Annotated in this window: 14 protein-coding genes; 9 read left to right on the forward strand and 5 right to left on the reverse strand. The window is 57.0% G+C overall.

All coding sequences use genetic code 11. The features are described 5' to 3' along the window. Nucleotides 1-37 precede the first annotated feature (37 nt). Nucleotides 38-814, reverse strand: coding sequence for a DUF1223 domain-containing protein (locus RBB76_RS19460; RefSeq protein WP_429629361.1), 777 nt, complete (start codon nt 812-814; stop codon nt 38-40). 101 nt (nt 815-915) lie between these two features. Here RBB76_RS19460 and hemW point away from each other — a divergent pair, with 101 nt between their 5' ends. Further along, nucleotides 916-2,142, forward strand: a complete 1,227-nt coding sequence (gene hemW / locus RBB76_RS19465; RefSeq protein ID WP_429629362.1) for a radical SAM family heme chaperone HemW — start codon at nt 916-918, stop codon at nt 2,140-2,142. 40 nt (nt 2,143-2,182) lie between these two features. Further along, entirely contained in the window at nt 2,183-3,229 is a 1,047-nt protein-coding gene (locus tag RBB76_RS19470; protein ID WP_429629363.1) for a threonine aldolase family protein, read from the forward strand. Between the two features lie 33 nt (nt 3,230-3,262). Here RBB76_RS19470 and RBB76_RS19475 read toward each other — a convergent pair whose 3' ends face one another. Both RBB76_RS19475 and RBB76_RS19480 read right to left on the reverse strand, forming a co-directional pair. Further along, nucleotides 3,263-5,065, reverse strand: coding sequence for an ATP-binding protein (locus RBB76_RS19475; protein WP_429629364.1), 1,803 nt, complete (start codon nt 5,063-5,065; stop codon nt 3,263-3,265). A gap of 37 nt (nt 5,066-5,102) precedes the next feature. After that, complete coding sequence (locus RBB76_RS19480; RefSeq protein ID WP_429629365.1) at nt 5,103-5,471, reverse strand: response regulator; 369 nt, start codon at nt 5,469-5,471, stop codon at nt 5,103-5,105. A gap of 160 nt (nt 5,472-5,631) precedes the next feature. On the opposite strand from RBB76_RS19480, the gene RBB76_RS19485 reads away from it, so the two are divergent. The 7 genes from RBB76_RS19485 (at nt 5,632) to phoU (ending at nt 12,365) form a co-directional block, all read left to right on the forward strand. Continuing rightward, nucleotides 5,632-6,336: a winged helix-turn-helix domain-containing protein gene (locus RBB76_RS19485; RefSeq protein WP_429629366.1), complete on the forward strand. Its 705-nt coding sequence runs from the start codon at nt 5,632-5,634 to the stop codon at nt 6,334-6,336. Between the two features lie 15 nt (nt 6,337-6,351). Continuing rightward, entirely contained in the window at nt 6,352-7,722 is a 1,371-nt protein-coding gene (locus tag RBB76_RS19490; RefSeq protein WP_429629367.1) for an ATP-binding protein, read from the forward strand. 110 nt (nt 7,723-7,832) lie between these two features. Beyond that, nucleotides 7,833-8,840 carry a phosphate ABC transporter substrate-binding protein PstS gene (gene pstS / locus RBB76_RS19495; protein ID WP_429629368.1) on the forward strand — a complete coding sequence of 336 codons (1,008 nt, stop codon included), beginning with the start codon at nt 7,833-7,835 and terminating at the stop codon, nt 8,838-8,840. A 133-nt stretch (nt 8,841-8,973) separates the two neighbouring features. After that, nucleotides 8,974-10,032: a phosphate ABC transporter permease subunit PstC gene (gene pstC / locus RBB76_RS19500; RefSeq protein WP_429629649.1), complete on the forward strand. Its 1,059-nt coding sequence runs from the start codon at nt 8,974-8,976 to the stop codon at nt 10,030-10,032. A 58-nt stretch (nt 10,033-10,090) separates the two neighbouring features. Further along, nucleotides 10,091-10,945 carry a phosphate ABC transporter permease PstA gene (gene pstA / locus RBB76_RS19505; protein ID WP_429629369.1) on the forward strand — a complete coding sequence of 285 codons (855 nt, stop codon included), beginning with the start codon at nt 10,091-10,093 and terminating at the stop codon, nt 10,943-10,945. Continuing rightward, the gene (pstB, locus tag RBB76_RS19510) at nt 10,945-11,703 is read left to right on the forward strand and encodes a phosphate ABC transporter ATP-binding protein PstB (RefSeq protein WP_183980058.1); all 759 of its coding nucleotides are present in this window, start codon (nt 10,945-10,947) and stop codon (nt 11,701-11,703) included. Before pstA ends, pstB begins: the two co-directional genes overlap by 1 nt. Beyond that, nucleotides 11,703-12,365 carry a phosphate signaling complex protein PhoU gene (gene phoU / locus RBB76_RS19515; protein WP_429629370.1) on the forward strand — a complete coding sequence of 221 codons (663 nt, stop codon included), beginning with the start codon at nt 11,703-11,705 and terminating at the stop codon, nt 12,363-12,365. The genes pstB and phoU overlap by 1 nt, the downstream gene beginning before the upstream one ends. A gap of 11 nt (nt 12,366-12,376) precedes the next feature. On the opposite strand, the gene RBB76_RS19520 is transcribed toward phoU, so the two are convergent. Next, entirely contained in the window at nt 12,377-16,000 is a 3,624-nt protein-coding gene (locus RBB76_RS19520) for a UvrD-helicase domain-containing protein (RefSeq protein WP_429629371.1), read from the reverse strand. Further along, nucleotides 15,993-18,731, reverse strand: a complete 2,739-nt coding sequence (locus tag RBB76_RS19525; RefSeq protein ID WP_429629372.1) for a PD-(D/E)XK nuclease family protein — start codon at nt 18,729-18,731, stop codon at nt 15,993-15,995. The genes RBB76_RS19520 and RBB76_RS19525 overlap by 8 nt, the downstream gene beginning before the upstream one ends. Nucleotides 18,732-18,748: the final 17 nt, after the last annotated feature.

Raw genomic sequence — 18,748 nt, forward strand, 5'->3', positions numbered from 1 at the left:
TTTAGACAGATGCGCGATTCGGGAAGCGCAGGTTTCATTAGGGCTTTACGTCGGTCGCAATTGCTCCCAGGACATCTCCCTGATTGCTTTGCTGGGCGAAGACAACCACACGCATTTCAGTCAGTTTGGCGTCGCTGGGGGCGTTGAGGCTGAAGTTAAGTGCTCCTGCGTTGAGATCTTTCAGGGTGCCGATTCGCTGCAGGCTGCGGACGACGCCCGCGTGCTGAAGGCGCCGGCCACCGTTTTCGCCGTTGCGAACGTCGGTGATGTCCGAAGAATCGACAAGGGCAGCGTAGAGTTCCGCGTGCGCCTGGGAGGAAGACGATCCCGGCAGCGACACTGAGGAAGAGATCTTGTGCGTGTCCACGACGGGGCGGGAGAGCGATAGATTGAGCTTGGTTTTCTGAGCTGCGCTGGTAATGGAGCGGTGAGCGTGGAAGGAGTCGTTGCCGACAAACTGGTCGGTTCCGTCGACGATCATCTGCGGGGTGTATACGCCATCAACGCCGAGACGGCTGCTGTACTGGCTCTGCCGCTCGGTGTACTGATGGGAGGAGAAACGGTCGTGCCATCCTAGGTCGTCCCAGTAGTCGACGTGCTCTTCAAGAATGATGATCTCGGCGTTTTGAATGGGCTGATCGTGGTCGAGCTTTGCCAGGAGAGCGTCGGCGGGTGGGCAACTGGAGCAGCCCTCGGAGGTGAAGAGCTCTACGAGCACGGGCGTGCGATTTGCGTGTGCTGTCTGCGCGCGGCCTGAAGCGAAGGAGGAGAGGAGAAACACTGCGATGACGGCGAGGAAGCGAAGCTGCGACATGGATCTAAACCTCTGTGAATTAGAGTCGCTGCCGAGGTTTTAGTTACACCCCAAGAAGCCGCTCGTCGTGAAACAATCGAAGAGAGGGTTATTTCGTTTCAATGGTTGAACCAGTCGGCGTCTATATTTCGGTTCCGTTCTGCAAGGCGAAGTGTACTTTCTGCAACTTCGCTTCGGGGGTGTTTGGCGCGGAGCGGATGCAGCAGTATGTGGAACGTCTTGGCGGCGAAATTCGCAGGGCACATGTGGCAGCGGAGACAATAGGAGCAGCGCTGCCCAAAGCCGTGGACACGATCTATTTTGGCGGCGGAACTCCCAGTCTGTTGTCGGCACAACAGTTTCGTCTGATCTTTCAGGAGCTTCGAGGCGAGTTTGATCTGGCCGCAGATGCCGAGATTACTTTGGAGTGTGCGCCCGGTCAGCTCGCAGATGAAACACTGGATGAGTTGTTGCACCAGGGAATGAACCGGATCAGCTTCGGGGTTCAGTCGTTTATTGATCAAGAGGCCGCTGCGGTCGGTCGCCTGCACACACGGGAGCAGTGCGAGGCGGAGATTGCAAGGGTACGGAGCGCCGGGGTTCGCGAGATCAATGTTGATCTGATCGCGGGCTTGCCGCACCAGACAGAGCATAGCTGGCGTTACTCTGTGGAGCAGGCGATTGCGAGTGGCGTGTCGCATATCAGTGTTTATCTTCTCGAGGTTGATGAGGATTCGCGGCTGGGGAGGGAGTTGCTGGAGCAGGGAAGCCGCTATGGTGCAGCGGCTGTGCCAGATGAGGATTGTGTGGCGGAGTGGTATCAGCAGGCGTGCGATTTGTTAGGTGAGGCGGGCGTGCAACAGTATGAGATTTCGAATTTTGCTCGGCCAGGGCATTTGTCACGTCACAATTTGAAATATTGGCGGCGTCAGCCGTACGTCGGCTTTGGGCTTGATGCGCACTCGATGCTGCTTGCCGATGAAGGTGCAGTGAGATTTGCCAACACAAGCGATCTGGATCGATATCTTGGACAGGAATCGCTACCGAATCCGCTTCGTGTTCTTGAGTTTGAGCGGGATGCAACGGATGGTGAGGTTGATATCGTCGGGCGCAGCGAGGCCTTTGAAGAGTCGCTGCTCCTCGGTCTGCGTTTGAACGAAGGCGTCGATCTTAGCGTGTTGCGGGGACAGTTTGGCGAGAGCTTGCTGCAGGACGCAATGCCCGCCCTCGTTGAAGTTCGCGATGCAGGGTTGTTGGAGTTGAGTACGGAAAGAATTCGGTTGACTCCGAAGGGACGACTCGTCTCGAACGAAGTCTTCAGTCGGCTGCTGATTCCTTCAGCGGCATAGCAAATCAAGGCAGAACAAAACAGAGGAGAGAACGAACATTATGATCGATCTGCGCAGCGACACCGTGACCCGCCCCACCCCAGCGATGCGCGAGGCGATGGCCTCCGCCGAGGTCGGCGACGATGTTTACAGTGAAGACCCCACGGTCAATCGTCTGGAGAAGGAAGTCGCGGAGGTCTTTGGGCGCGAAGCTTCGATCTTTGTGCCGACGGGGACGATGGGGAATCAGATTGCGATTCGGCTGCACACGCAGCATGGGCAGGAGGTGATCTGCGAGGCGCGGTCGCATGTGCTGGATTGGGAGATGGCGATGATGTCTGCGTTCTCCGGCTGCCAGGCGCGAACGGTTGCAGCAGAGCGCGGCATCCTGACGTGGGAGAACATCAAGCCCGCGATTGGGCCGAAGATTTATTATCGTGCTCAGACCGGGATGATCAGTCTCGAGAACACCCATAACATGGCCGGCGGCACGGTGACTCCGTTGCCAGTGCTTGAAGAGGTTTGGGCGGGCGCCCGTGAGGCTGGGCTGCCGGTGCATCTCGACGGCGCGCGGATTTTCAATGCGGCCACTGCGTTGGGACTGAGCGTGGCGAAGCTGACGAGTGGATTCGACACGGTGATGTTCTGTCTGTCGAAGGGACTGGGCGCACCAGTGGGGTCGATGCTGGTTGGGAGCAGGAAGGCGATCGAGCAGGCGCGGATTTATCGCAAGGCGTTAGGCGGAGGCATGCGGCAGGCGGGTGTTCTTGCGGCTGCAGGGCTGATCGCTTTGCGTGAGATGTCGAAGCGGTTGCATGAAGATCATGCGAATGCCCGGTTGCTGGCCGAGGCGGTCGCTGCTGAACCTGCGGCTGCGGAGATTGATCTGGAGACTGTGCAGACCAACATCGTGATCTTCAAGCTGCGCTCCACAGATCAGGCTAGTGGTGGAGACGCTGCGGCGTTTACTGCCGCTCTCAAACAGAAGGGAGTGCTGGTCAGCGCGATTGGCCCGCATTCGGTTCGATTTGTGACACATTACGATGTCGATCGTGTTGCGTGCGAGAGAGCTGCGGCCATCGTGTCGCAGCAACTGCGGTTGCTATAGGCCAGAGAGATATTTCATCCGAGGATCCGAAAACTAATCGCCGCCACCCGCATTAATGGTCGGATTGGTGGCGAGGAACACGCCTACTTTGGTGCCGTGATCGGTATCGCCGGTGTCGCTGGTTACACAGATGGTGCCGCCGTGTTTGTTGATGATGCCGCGGCTAACCCAGAGGCCGAGGCCAGTGCCATTCTCACCTTTCGTGGTGAAAAAGGGTTGAAACAGATGTGGCTGCACATCTTCCGGAATGCCGGGGCCGTTGTCTGCGATCGTCACAGTCGCGCCCGCTTGTAACTTTTGACCGCTTCCATCGATGCCTGCCGTTTGTGGAGTGATGCTGATCTTTATCTCGCCACCCGGTCCGGCCGCCTCGGCTGCATTGGTGACGAGGTTGGTGAAGACTTGACGTAACTCGGCAGGGAAGGCGGATACTTCAACTGGCTCCGGCATGTCGGTTGAGACAGTCACGCCGAGGTCATGGAGCCGTCTCTCCATCAGGAGGAGGATCTCTTCGAGTGTTTCTTTGAGATCGACAACGACGGGAGCCTTCGATTCGCGATAGAGGCCAAGCATGGCACGGCTGATCTGCGTGACTCGCGTCAGCTCCTGCTGCGCCATGTCCATGAAGCGGACCGATTCTTCAGGAGTGGCGCCGTTGCGCATGAGATAAATCAAATTCGTCACCGAGTCGAGCGGATTGTGGATCTCGTGCGCGATGGTGGCTGCGAGGCGTCCCGCTACTGCTAGTTTTTCGTTCGCAATCAGAGCTTCCTGGGTCTTGCGTTCCATCGTGATGTCGCGAAAGACGAGGACGATGCCGATCGTGTTGCCGGATTTGTCGCGGATGGGAGCGCCGCTGTCGGAGATATCGAGTTCGGTGCCGTCTTTGCGCAGGAGAATCGTGTGATGGTTGGCCATGCCCACGATCTTGTCGAGGCGCATTACTTTAGCTACTGGCGTTTCTACCGGCTCGCGCGTTGTCTCATCGACGATGCGGAAGACATCTTCGAGCTGATGCCCGCCAGCTTCGGGCTGGCTCCAACCCGTCAACTCGCTGGCTACGGGATTCATCATCTGAATGCGGCCTTCTGCGTCACAGGTGATGACGCCGTCGCCGATCGATTCGAGTGTGGTTCGGAGTTGCTGCTCCGATTGGTAGAGCTCTTCGGCTCGACGGCTGAGGATGTCGAGCGAACCGCGGTAAGCTGCAGAGACCGCGTGGAGACGGCTGCGGGTGAAGAGGCCGATCAGCACGCCCATTCCAAGCGCCAGGGCGAGCAATACCAGAAGCAGGGAATGGACTTGACGATGCCAGCGTGCGATGCGCCGGGTACGACTGGCCTCGGCCTTTTGAATGATGTCGTCGAGGTCGTGGCGAACGTTGTCCATCAAGACCTTGCCGTGGAGGTTTAGATCCACATCATTGGTTTGTCCGCCTCCGCGAACCGTGGCAATCACCGGAAGGGCGAATGCGTCTTGCCAGGTCTGATGTTCGTCGCGGAGGTCCGCGATGTCGTGCTTCTGATCGGCATCCGCGCCGGCCAGGTTGTCAAGGTTTTGAATCTCGGTCTGAAGATGGGATTCTGCCTCGTAAAACGGCTGCAGGAAGCGCGTGTCGCCGGTGGTTTCGTACCCGCGCAGGCCGGACTCCTCATCGACAACCAGCTTCGAAAGCAGGGTTGCCTGTGAGATACGGGCGTCTGATTCCTGAATCAGATTCACCGTCTCATTCGATCCGCGAATCTGAAAGTACAGCGCGCCGGCGACCACCAGCAGCGCGACGACAGGTAGTACGAAGACCTGCCGCAAAATATTGTTGAATTGACTTAGATTCAAATCCCTCTCGCCCCGTGAATTTTCTTCGGTTGCGGAATCAACTAACTGGTTGCAGTAGGATGCCTAATTTTTCCAGAAGCACCGGTGCGCCCTCTCCCTTGGTCATATAAAGGTTGACCAGGGAGGTTACCTCGGGAGCCAGACCTATGTAAGCCGACAATAAAAGGATGGGAACCTCTGGCTTGATCTGTCGCATCTGGGTGGCAATCTCGCCGCCGTGCATCCCCGGCATGGAGTAGTCGAGCACAACCGCCTCTACCGGTTCGGCCGAGAAGACGGCGAGCCCGGTCGGTCCATCCGATGCCGTCAGCACTCTATATCCGGCGCGTTCCAGCAGAATCTTCCGAACCTCGAGCCCGATTCGTTCGTCATCCACGCATAGGACGAGATTGGAGTGTTGTTTCATGCAGTTCTGACCGTCAACCCCACTTAGAATGACTCTAGAGTATACGAACGTACCCTTCATTCGTTTACTGTGGATGATTCATCGTACGTTAGCAATCCCCCGTCCGTGGTGCGCTAACCTTACGTTAATCAAGTCACGCGATCACAGAGGTTTATACGAAGTGAGTCAGACGATTTTTGTGTTGGAAGATGACGCGGATATCTCCCGCTTGGTGCAGTATCACCTGGAGAGCGCCGGATTTAATGTTCGCCCGTATCTCGCTATCAATCAAATACTTGCCGACGCCGAACGGCAGCCGCCCGCACTCTTTCTCCTGGATATTATGGTGCCAGGTGGGGATGGTCTGGATCTTTGCCGGAGATTGCGCCAGAATCCTACCTTGAGCGTCGTTCCAATTATCTTCCTCACGGCGCGCGCGGCCGAGAACGACCGCGTCCACGGCCTTGAGATGGGGGCCGATGACTACATCACCAAGCCCTTTGCGACTCGTGAGCTTGTAGCCAGGGTAAAAGCGGTGCTGAGGCGTTTTGAACGGCCAAGTTCGCCTTCGGTTTTGAAGTTTGAGAATGTAGAGATCGACGCCAGCGCTATGCAGCTTCGTGTGAACGGCGAACTGGTAACGACGACGGCCACGGAGTTCCGGCTTCTGGATTATCTCGCCCGTCACCCTGGACGAGTCTTTAGTCGTGATCACCTTCTGGATGCGGTATGGGGTGATGCCCGCTTCGTCACGCCGCGTTCGGTCGACGTCTATGTCCGCCGCATCCGCGAGAAGATTGAGGCCGACGCCGAGACGCCACGCTACCTAAAGACTATGCGCGGTGCCGGATATCGCTTTGAGATTCCGAAGGCGGCGCAGGCCTAGGCGGGGGGGCGGTCCGTGAGGCGTGGCTTCTTTTTTTCGGTCTTCTTCCGTGTTGCGATCGCGCTGGTGTTCCTTGCGTTTGCGGGGTTCTCGTCGGTACCCCAACGCTGGCTAATCGCGTGCCTGCTCATGCTCGCATGGGCCGGCATTAGTGCCTTCCTTTTCATGCGGTCGGTTCGGCAGGACGTCAAGCTCTTGCAGGACTCCGCCGCGGCAATCCCTGAGCGCCAGATCGATGAGATTCGCCCGTCATTCAACGATTTCGATGGCCTGGCACGGGCTATTTCGGTTGCTTCCGAACAAGTGAGCCGTTCGCTGAATGACGCATCGGAGAGCCGGCTCGAACTGGAAGCGATGATCGACAGCATGCAGGATGCGGTCGTTGCGGTCGATCCGGCCGGCCGTATTCAGTGGACCAATCAGCGGATGCAAAAGCTGATTCCGGGTGCGTCCTTCAGCAGTGCGATTCGGGTCGGACACGCGTTGGTCCAGACGATCCGCGATCCTGAGGTGCTCGACTGCGTCCGCACTGCCCTGGAGCAGCGGGTGGTAAGCGATGGCCGCTCGACCTCGCTGCTGCCCGGCCGCATCTTCGAGGTCAACGCCTCGCCTATGCCCGGTGGCGGGGCAGTTGCCGTGCTGCACGACATCACCCGCATCGAGGAGGTTGAACGGACCCAGCGCGACTTCGTTGCCAATGTATCGCACGAGCTGCGCACACCGCTGACGTCGATTACGGGTTATGTTGAGACGCTGCTTGATCATGAAGCTGCACTGAGCCAGTCGGCACGGGAGTTTCTCACCATCATCCTGAAGAATGCCAGTCGCATGAATCGGCTGACGGAAGACTTGTTGGTGATGGCGCGGGTAGAGTCCTCCGAACAGGAGCTCCACCCGGCTCCGATTCCAGCCGACATTTTAGTGCGCGACGCCGTGCAGGCGATGAGTGGCCTGGTGCAGGATACCGAGGCGATCCTCGAGATCGGCAATATCTCCACTACCGAGGTCGTCGCCGACACCGACGCGATCCTCCAGGTCCTCAGCAATCTCATTGAGAATGGCATCAAGTACGGTCAGGCTCGCAACGCTGCCGTTTGCAAGGTGGTCGTCACCTCTCGAGATGTCTCGGATCCAATTGAGGCTGTCGAGTTCAGTGTGCGAGATTTTGGCCCAGGAATTGCTTCGGAGCATCTTGCTCGAATCTTCGAACGTTTTTATCGGGTGGACAAGGCACGCTCAAGAGAGTCCGGAGGCACCGGATTGGGCCTCGCGATTGCACGGCACATGGTGCAGACTCATGGCGGATCGATTCGCGCGGAGAGCGAGCTCAATGCTGGCAGCAACTTTATTTTCACACTTCCGAAGGCTCAGAACTTGGTGGAATAATGCCGTTTTCACTCCGATGTAACCTCCCCGTAACAATCCCCCCTCACACTCAAGAGTGAGATGTATTGACTGAAATGCTGGATCGATGCATTGAAAGCCTAGGGGGACAAGTGAATCTGAAAGTCATCGCAGCAGGCGTGCTGGCGTTAGTAGCCGTGGGCGCCAACGCACAAAACATTAATGGAGCGGGTGCGACTTTCCCGTATCCTATTTATTCCAAATGGTTTAGCGAATATAGCCAAGCGAATCCAAGTGTAAAGATCAACTACCAGTCCATCGGTTCCGGCGGCGGTATCCGTCAGGTATCGGAAGGCACTGTCGACTTCGGCGCCACCGATGGTCCGATGACCGATCAGCAACTGAAGGATGCCAAAGTAAAGGTGATGCACATTCCCACCGTTCTTGGTGCGGTGGTGCCGGTTTACAACCTCCCTGGTGTCAATAAGGACCTCAACTTCTCTTCCGATGTAATCGCCGATATCTATCTGGGCAAGATCAGCAAGTGGAGCGATCCGCGTATTGCAAAAGACAATCCGGGAGTCAATCTGCCCGACAAATCCATTCTTCCGGTGTACCGTTCAGACGGTAGCGGAACAACGTTTATCTTCACGGATTTCCTTTCAAAGGTCAGCCCGGACTGGGCGACCAAGGTGGGTCATAGCACCTCGGTCAAATGGCCTACGGGTATTGGACAAAAGGGAAATGAAGGCGTCGCAGGCATGGTTCGTCAGTCGCCTTACTCCTTTGGATATGTCGAGTTGATCTACGCCGAGACGAACAAGATGAGCTTCGGTGCAGTGCGCAACGCATCTGGCAAGTTTCTCAAGGCTTCGACTGCGGGCGTCACTGCTGCTGCCGCTGCCGCGGCGAAGACCATGCCAGCCGACTACCGCGTCTCCATCACCAATGCTCCCGGTGCCGATTCCTACCCGATCTCCAGCTTTACCTGGCTGTTGATCCCGACCCACTCTACCGACCCGGCTAAGGCAAAGGCACTGGCTGGCTTCCTGGAGTGGATGTTGGATCACGGTGAAAACGAAGCTGCTGCGTTAACGTACGCGCCACTACCCAAGCAGGTTCAGGATATGGTTCGCAAGAGCATTGCGACCGTAAAATAGCAAAGCTGCCGCACGGCTTTCAGACCGAGATTCGTGCGGCATCTTTTTCTTACCAGTAACTGGACAAGTAAGCCCGATACAATCGATCCGAAGAATCAACCGTCAGGAAAATAGGATTGTGTCTTCTACTCGTATGACTCCCGAAAGAGAAACAAGCTCACCGTTGCCTGTACCAACACCCATGTCGCCTCCTGCGGCCTCTGCGGATGTGGCTCCGGCTGTGGCAGGTATAACCTTGTCTCCGATCCGGGACTACCTCTCCAAGCGGGGAAGCGGCCGCCTTGCCGATAACAGTTTTGCTGCGGTAATGCTGATTTGCGCATGCAGCATCTTCGCAATCGTTTTGTTCATTTTTGGCATCCTCGTCATGCACTCGCGGCTGAGTCTCGCTCAGTTCGGCTGGAAGTTCTTCACCACCCAGGGATGGGACCCGGTCTCGGGTGACTTCGGCGCGCTGCCCTTTATCTACGGCACACTTGCCACGTCGCTGTTGGCTCTTTGCATGGCGGTTCCTCTGGCCCTCGGCGTCGCAATCTTCCTTACCGAGTTGTGCCCACGCCCGCTTCGCGCCCCAATCTCCTTCCTGACCGAACTGCTTGCCGCCATTCCCAGCGTTGTCTACGGCCTTTGGGCGGTCTTTGTTCTTGTACCGCTCATGCGCGATGTCATTGGTCCGTTCCTCAGCAAGACACTTGGCTGGACGGGATTCTTCGAAGGTCCCAACTTCGGCGTCGGACTTCTGACGGCCAGCATGATCCTTGCCATCATGATTCTTCCGATCATCTCCTCGCTGACCCGCGACATTATGATCGCAGTTCCCAACAGCCAGCGCGAAGCTGCGCTTGCCCTGGGAGCAACTCGATGGGAGATGATACGCATCGGTGTTCTGCGTAACTCCCGCATCGGTATTGTAGGCGCCATCATGCTGGGCCTCGGACGCGCCTTGGGCGAGACGATGGCTGTCACGATGGTCATCGGAAACCATCCCGATATCAGCAAGTCACTCTTCGCCCCCGGATACACTCTGGCCAGTGTCATCGCCAACGAGTTCTCCGAGGCCACTGGTGATCTATACCTAAGTGCCCTTATCGAGATTGGTCTCGCTCTCTTCCTGGTCACCATCGTCGTAAACGCCATCGCCCGGTTGATGGTCTGGGCGGTAACACGCAACGCACCTGCGCGGGTCATCTGACATGAGCACTCAACCCTTGAGCAACCAACCCCGACCCATGGACTTTGAATCCAAATCCATGCGCAGGAACAGGGCAACACGCAGCGCGATGAACTACTTCGTCAGCGGTCTTTGCATCCTCGCGACGATTCTCGTCATCCTTCCCTTGATCGCGATTCTCTTCTACCTGATCTACAAGGGCGCGAGTTCGCTGAATCTTGCCTTCTTCACCCACGTCCCAGCCCCGGTGGGCGAGACGGGTGGGGGTATGGCGAACTCGATTGTCGGGTCGGGCATTATCCTCTTCCTTGCAAGCCTCATGGGTGTTCCCATAGGAATCGCGGCAGGTGTATATCTTGCAGAGTTTGGCCGCGGCAAGACGCTAGCCAATGCCATCCGCTTCACTGCCGATGTGTTGAATGGCGTCCCGTCGATCGTGATGGGCATCTCAATCTATTCGCTCATCGTTGTTCAGCAGAAACATTTCTCTGCTCTCGCTGGAGGCGTCGCTCTGGCCATCATGATGGTGCCCACCATCACGCGAACCACCGAAGAGATGCTGGCTACGGTGCCGCACGCTATTCGAGAGGCAGCTCTTGGTCTCGGTGTCCCCAAGTGGCGGACGGCGATCTCAATCAGCCTGCGCACGGCATCGCCTGGCATCATCACAGGATGCATGTTGGCATTCGCCCGCGTAGCCGGAGAGACCGCTCCGCTTCTCTTCACCGCTTTTGGAAATCAGTTTTGGAGTTTCAACCTCAGCCAACCGATCGCAGCCCTGCCTCTGCAGATCTATGTTTATGCCATCTCGCCCTATGACGAGTGGCATCGTTTGGCGTGGGCTGGTTCGCTCGTTCTTATCGTCTTAATCATGGTCTCGGTCACGCTCGTCCGCATCTTTGCCAACCGCGGCGCACTCAAGGGAGGAAGCTAGTGGGAGTCGGCATTTTAGTTGAGGATTTGAACGCGTGGTACGGCACGACGCACACCCTGCAGGACATCAACCTGCACATCCCCGCGAACCACGCCACCGCGCTCATCGGTCCTTCGGGTTGTGGTAAATCCACCTTTGTCCGCTGCCTCAACCGCATGCACGAGACCAACCCCATCGCCCGAGCGACAGGCGTGGTCAAAATGGGCGAGATCGACATCTACAACGACGCCTCACCGGTTGAAATTCGTCGTCGCGTCGGGATGGTCTTCCAACGCCCCAACCCCTTCCCGACCATGTCTATCTACGACAACGTCGTCAGCGGCCTCAAGCTCAACGGCTTCCGCAACCGGCGCATCCTCGATGAGACGGTCGAGCGTTCGCTCAAACAGGCCGCGCTTTGGGAAGAGGTCAAGGACGATCTGAAGAAGAAATCCGGAGCTTCGCTTTCAGGTGGCCAACAGCAGCGCATGTGCATCGCCCGCGCACTCGCTGTCGATCCTGAGGTGTTGCTGATGGACGAACCGGCTTCCGCGCTGGACCCCGTCTCAACTTCCAAGATCGAAGATCTGATCTTTCAGCTCAAGAGCCAATACACCATCGTCATCGTGACGCACAACATGCAGCAAGCCGCCCGCGTCGCCGAGAACACGGGCTTCTTTCTCAACGGCAAGATGGTCGAGTTCGACTCCACCCACAAGATCTTCACGAATCCGCGAGACAAACGTACGGAAGACTACATCACTGGGAGGTTTGGCTGATGCGTGTCAAATTTCACCAGAGCCTTGACGACTTAAAGGAGAAACTGCTGGTCATGGCTGGGATGGCCGAGCAGGCGATTCAACGCTCGATCGAAGCGTACAGAACACGCGACCTTTCCATCTGCGAGCTTGTCTTCCGCGCCGAGCCCTCCATCAACCGCCTCGAACGTGAGATCGATCAGATGGCGCTTGACCTGCTTGCCATGGAACAACCCATGGCCATCGACCTTCGCTTTATTCTCTCAGTGATCCGCATCAACGCCGATCTCGAAAGAGTAGGAGATCAGGCGGTCAATATCGCCGTGCGCGTACGCGAGATGGGCGCCTTCGCGAACATCGATCTTCCCGTCGATATTCCTAAGCTTGCCTCCCTCTCCTCCGCTATGGTGCGCAAGTCGCTCCAGGCCTTCATTGAAGGTGACGCCGAACTGGCTGAGTCTGTCCTGCGACTCGACGATCAGGTCGATGAGATGAATGATGCTGCCTTCTACGCACTTAGTACTCTCATCAAGGAAAAGCCTGAGCTGACTCCGCAATCGCTCAACGCACTTATCATCGCGCGCAACCTGGAACGCGTCGGCGATCATGCCACTAACATTGCAGAAGATGTAATCTTCTGGGTTCGCGGCGCGGACGTTCGCCACAGCAATAGTTTTCTCTAGGCAACGATCCGTCAATCTGTTTCAGGGTTCCACCAAACGAGCTTTGGCAACATCGGATAGTACAAACCTACCCGCAGATTTCCACTCGTTACGCGATCCTTCATCATTCGGGCATAAACCTTCATCTGTTCCGTGTATTTTGCTCGTTCTTCCACAAGAAACTCGTCGACTCGTTCGCGCCCATGCGTTGCTGTTTTGTAGTCGATGATCCAGAGATAGTCGGTCCCGGGTTCCATCGGTTTGGATCCACCATGAAACACCCGATCCAGTCGGACGCTGCTGCGAGTATCTCTCCACCCGGTTAGCGCAAGTTCGTTCGACGCCTGAGCGTGCTGGCTCAGTACCCATCGTCCCTCTTCGTCTTGCAACATGTTGGTGAGAGCCGTCTTTACCCGTCGCGCAAGCCGCTCGACGACGACCGGCTGAAGTCCTTCTCCTCGGAGCAAGGCTACAATTCGCGGCGTCCATGATTCCACTTCGCGCAGTAAGGCCTCTACATTTGTCCCTTCTACCAGTCTCTTCGCTATCGCCTCTAAGAATGCATGGACTGCGGTGCCAAAAGCACGAGCTTCGAAAGAACCCTCAGGCCTCTCAAAATGTGCTGCCCCTGGTGTGCCTGCATCCTCCCCGTAGGAAAGTCTCTGGCCAACTGAAAATCGTGATTCTGGCTTGAATCCGATTGGTAGGCGCTGGAGAATTGCAGGTCGCACACCCTCATCGATGCCGGCCGCAATGTCGCCGACAAACCCCTCACCTTCTTCCGGCACTGGAAACATCATCGGTAGCTGATTGACGTTCTTCGAGGCAGGCACGTCCATAAAATGCCGTTCTGCTGCGGGCCACGCGGTAGCCAACAGACTTCCATAAGGACGGTTGATCTCGCCGTTCGTCTTCGTTTTGGGAGACGAGAATAAATGTAGTTCCTCGCGCGCCCGAGTGCACGCGACATAGAACAGTCTCTTTCTCTCAGCGGCCTCCTTCGCCTTCTCCATGCTCTTCAACCAATCGTTCAACGCCCTTGAGCCTTCGCCGCGGCCCACAATCGGCGCCAGCATGATATGCGCCGCATCTTCGTCTCCGAAATCAATCTCACTCCAGTTCAGCAATTTTTCGCGATTCGCCGGATCTTTCTTCTGCAACCCTGGGACCATCACGACGTCCCATTCGAGACCTTTAGACTTATGGATCGTCATCAGATCGACAGCCCAACCGCCGGCTGGTGGTTGGGCGTACAGTTTATCGAGCCGTCGCTTCAGCAAATTTACTTCAATCGTTCCGGACTCTTCTTCGACTTCATCCAGAAGCTGTAGATACCTTCGTGCATTGCTGAGTTCCACAGGTTTCAAAGACGCATCGCCGCCTAAGGATCGCCACGTCTTCTCCACCCATTGAGCGGTGCCGATCCCCGAACGATTCTCCTCTGCCGCCTGCAACACCGGCCAAACGCGCATCAGTCTCGCGTAACTCTGTTCACTCAGCAGGTCTTTTCGCTCTGCGATTACGTCTCCGATGCATCGCTCAGACCAGATGGGATCATCCGCGCCCGCCAGCAGGTGCAGATCGGCCCGCCCAAGACCGCACCACGGAGCATGCAATACTGCGAGCCACGCTACGCGATCGGCCGGGTGCATCAGCGCTCTGGTCAATGCAAAAAGATCAAGAACTTCCTGCCTTTCACCCAGCGCCTCGATATCCACTGCACGAAACGGTATCGCTCCTTTCGACTCATTCTTCAGTTCAGTCACGATATCGGTAAGCAGGTTGCGACTTCGCACCAGCACCGCCAGCTTCCATGGTTCATTCCTGCCGTCAGGGAGTGGCCTGGCGCGCCAATCTTCGACAATGGCTCGCACCTGCCGGGCCTCGCGCTTTGTTTGCCGGCGTTTTGCTTTTTTTGCCGCTTCCGTCGACTCTGCCGAGGTGAGCACGCGCGTATGCCACACAAGATTCAGCGAGCCACTCCGTGAAGGTCCACGCACAGCCTTCGCCTCAACATACGGCACTTCCTCGGGGTTCTCCGTACTCACGTGCCGGGGAAACAAAAGCGAGAAATCGTCATTGAACGCTTCCACAAGATTCCTTTGCGAGCGGAAGTTTGCCGTCAACTGTAATCTGCTCAGTGGCAAGTCCCCTAGAAACTCCGTCTGCATTGTTGTCACAAATCGCTCGACACGCGCCTGCCTGAAGAGATAGATCGATTGTTTTGGATCGCCTACGAGAAACACCGTCTGACTGTGGCCGTCCCACCTTTGCGTCAGGAGCTGAATCAACTCGTACTGGCTGGTCGACGTGTCCTGCATCTCATCCACAAGAAGATGCTGAAGCCTCATTCCCCACGCTTTGTTCAAATCGGCGACGGCGCCTTCTCTTCGCAGCGCCACTTGCGCCAGCAGACCAAGCTCAGCGAAATCACACCCTCCACGGCGTGCGAAGATTAGCTGCAATTCAACCAACGCTCTATTCAAAACACGAAAGAGCGCCTTCGCAACGGCCCACTGCTCTTCCGGATATTTGGCCGGCGGAAGGCTCTTCACATTTTTTATCGCGTCAAGCACATCATCGCGGTGCCACAGCTGTTGCACTAGAAGCGTCAATCGTTGGGCATGATCTTTTTCAATTTTGAAGCCGAGATGATTGCGCTGCGCAGTTGCCCTCCAGTTCGGATCTTTCGTCACCAGCAGATGTATCAAAGCTCGCCAGTGCTCGAGATGTTCGGCAGTCTCTTGCGGCGCTGTATGCACGCCTGCACATGGCGCGATCGGAGAGGGATCGCCCTTATAACCCTCCGCGTGCCCCATCTCGCCAGCAAGCGAGGCCAGCTCTTGCAGAATGCCTGGCGGAAAGCACAGTGACAGCCGCGTCAGCCCGGCACAGATGGCCCGCTCCAGTGCAAGTTCAAGCCTAGGCAACACCATTTCATCCAGAAAAGAGTCGTCCAGATGCTGTCTTCCCAGCGGAACCAACTCTCCCCACTGGTTGCGCGCCGGCAGCATCTCCATCAACAGCCGCTCACAGTCGCGGAGGCTACCGTCGCGATGCAACAATACGGTGCGCAGAGCGGCATCCAACTCCGTATCGTTGCCGCCGAGTTGCATCAACGTCTCTCTCGCTGCTTCGCGATACAACAACGTCGGATCTTCTACCGGAGCCTGCCGTCCACCACCACCTGAGAGCACCGGCAGCAACCGCGCCACCTCTCCACACACGGAATCGATGGTACGAATATTCATTCTGCGGGGTTGGTGCAGCAACTCCCAGCCAAGGGAAGTATCGCGGCGGAGCACCGCTTCTGCCAGCGTCCGTGTCTCGCGATCAAAGGACGAATCGCTCTTCACAGGTTCGTGTCGGGAAGCACTCTCCAGGTAAGAGATTACGCGCTCCCGCATTTCGGCTGTTGCTTTGACGGTGAACGTAATTGCCAAAACCTGACTAGGATCTTCAACACTCTCATCCGCGAGCAGCTTTAGGTAGCGTTGGATGAGGAGACCGGTTTTACCTGATCCAGCGGGCGCCTCGACGATCCATGATCGTTGGATATCAAGCGCTCGCTCTCGCGCTCGCCAGTCTGGTGGCCGTTTGCTGCTCGTCGTCTCTGGAAGAGAATTGGCCTCTGAGATGTCAAACAGATCACCCACGGCTGACCTCTGCCCATGGACTTTCGTCCTGGTCCTCGTCTTCTTCGAGCAACGAGACGTCGAGCCGACAGAGAAGTCTCTGTTCGCAGTGAGAGCAGCTTCCCGGATACGTCTTCGGCTGCACACGGGCGTCGCCTGAAGAGAACTCTTCCGCCAGCGCTATCAGTACCTCTCTCCATCGTTCTATCTGAGCTTCGAGTGTCGGCGCCTCTCTCAGCTTGCTTGCTTTGGGGAGGATCCCGTCACATGTCGCGTATCCCTTAAGGCCGCGGCCCTCTCCTGCCCGGACCAGACCGAACGCGACACCCCGCAATTGATCCTCCTGCGTGAGAATTGCATATAACGGAAGCTGCGGAGCATCGGGTCTCGACGTCAACCAGTCATTCGGTGAAGCAGAACCCGTCTTATAGTCGATCAGAACTTCACCACCCTCTACTACATCGACGCGATCCAGACGCACATTCAGGCGCAGCGGACCCACGCGGACATCGTCAAGTTTTTTCTCGCTGAGCTTCACCTCGAAGGGGAGTTCTCGCTCCAACTCCAGTTCCAACCACCCTGATAGAAGTTTGCGCAGCCTCTTTCGCTGCACATCGATATAGGCCTCGTCCCAATCGGTCGCAATTGCCTCTGCTGTTTTCTTTAGAGCTTGAGCGATGCACCACTCCAACACCTCGTCACGTTCCTCAGTGTTCATCGATCGCAAGGCATCCTGCGTTTTGACCTCGTTCCAGAAGTGCTCAAGCGCATGGTGTACAACAGTCCCGCTTACTCTCGCATCCATACCAGGTTCGATCGACTCGACCTCCGTCGACCAAAGTCTCTGTTCTGCGAAGGCGCGAAAACCGCATGCTGCCTGGAGTTCCAGAACTCTTGCGCCGCCGCGAATGACTTTGTCCGGGAGCGCCTGAACCACGGCGGAGTCCGCAACCTCTTCAAGTTCGACGATCGTTCGTGGCGGCTCATACTCTACAAACTCTGCTGCGCTAATCGCTTCCAGCCCGAGCGCGGCCAACAACGGCGAAGGCCGCTGCCCACCCTCTGGAGACTCTTTCGCGTAGCTGAATGCGACCGTACCCGCGATTGCAGCAATTCGTTCCGTGATCCTTCGCGCGTGTTCGTTGTCCACAGACACACTCGTTCCAGGCATCTCTAATTCGCGTTGCAGATGCCAGGGCAGCAGGGAATTGCTCGTTGTTGCCATTGGCCACGTAAGCTCGCCAGCTCGCAAGAACCAAATCGCGTCAAAGGTGCTCCCCGCGGCTTCGAGCGGACCCATCACTTGCACCGGAGCTCCTCGCGACTCCGGCGCAAACATAGTCTGGAGGGCGATTCTCTCCAGCGAGGAAAGCGCCGCTGCAAACTCGACCGGGACGCCATCAAAGTCCAACGTTGTGAGTTCATCAAGCGCACTCTCCCACTTGCGCCGCGTCTGAAACGCGATGCTGGTCTCTCCGCGCCCAGAGCCCCATTCTGATGCAACCAGAAACTCTCGCATCTGTTCTGTCCATTCAGCGTGCGTCCTTGCATTGAGACCTTGCAACCGGTTCGCAAGACGCAGCGCTGCTCGTAGGGTGCTAAGCAATCGAGAAAGCTTTTGTCGGCGCTTCGATCGTTCCATCATTTCGACTAGCCCAGACAGTGATATCTCCGGTCGCAGTATTCGCGCTTTGCGGAGTTCAAAGGCATCGAACTCAGCGCGCGCACTTCTTTCTTCGGCAGACATCGCGAAGTAAGGCGACAACAACAACGCACTCACTCGTTCCAGGGGCAGCGGTCCAATGGACCAGCGCAGGAGATCGAAGGCCGCGGCAACCAGAGGGATCTCCGCCAGAGCCACGCCAACCGAAAACTCATACGGTCCAGTCTGGCTGTCGGTGCAGATGTCTTCCAGCTCCGGTGCCAGAACTTCACGAAATACCCGGTCGATCTCTCTCCGCTCATTCTCAAGTGCAGGCACAATCACCGAGACGGTCGCGTCGGCGTTTTCTTCGAGAAATTTCCGGACCCATCGCGCAGCAAGCAACAACTCCTGATGTTCTTCCTCGGCTTCCACGAGCACGCTTCTCCGAGTGGAAACGGCTAGCCGAAGATCCTCAACCTGTACAGCCGCAGACCGCAGGGCATCCACCAGCCGTCTCTGGGCTGGAATCATATGATCGAACCCAACCAAGACAACTTTCTTCGGAGTTAATTCGAAGAATCCAGTTCCCGCGACGTTTTTCTCACACAGCTCGCGTAGTTTGTCTTCTAACTGGGCCAGCACGATAAACCCTTCAGCCTGACATCGTCGTTCGAAGGTGCGCGCCCATCGCTGAAACGATCGCGTGTCCGAAGTTCCGATCGCTCCCCAAAGCCTCGATTGACCGTCGTAGTGGCAGAGTTTGCGCCATGCCTCCGCGGCCATGACGGCCAGCGAATCGACACTTCGCAGACTTGCCAGTTCATCGTCAGCCTCGAGAATCGTCCTCCACACCACGTGTTCCTGCGACCGATTCAAAATCATCTCAGAGACATGACCCTCGACCAAGAGTCGATGCCAGATGCTTGCAAGCCATGCGTCCCAGGAAATGACCGCCGCCGGCGCCCAGCTCGAGAGCCCCAACTCACGATTGCGCCGATCCCATCCCCGCCGAAGACTCCGTGCAGCCCGCTGGTTGCTCGTTACAATGACCGCGCCCTGATCTAACGCCTCAACAATTCCGCCTGGCAGCAACCCACGACCATCCATCCTTCGGTTATACGCCC

This window comes from Tunturiibacter psychrotolerans (assembly GCF_051013365.1).
Taxonomy (GTDB): domain Bacteria; phylum Acidobacteriota; class Terriglobia; order Terriglobales; family Acidobacteriaceae; genus Edaphobacter; species Edaphobacter psychrotolerans_A.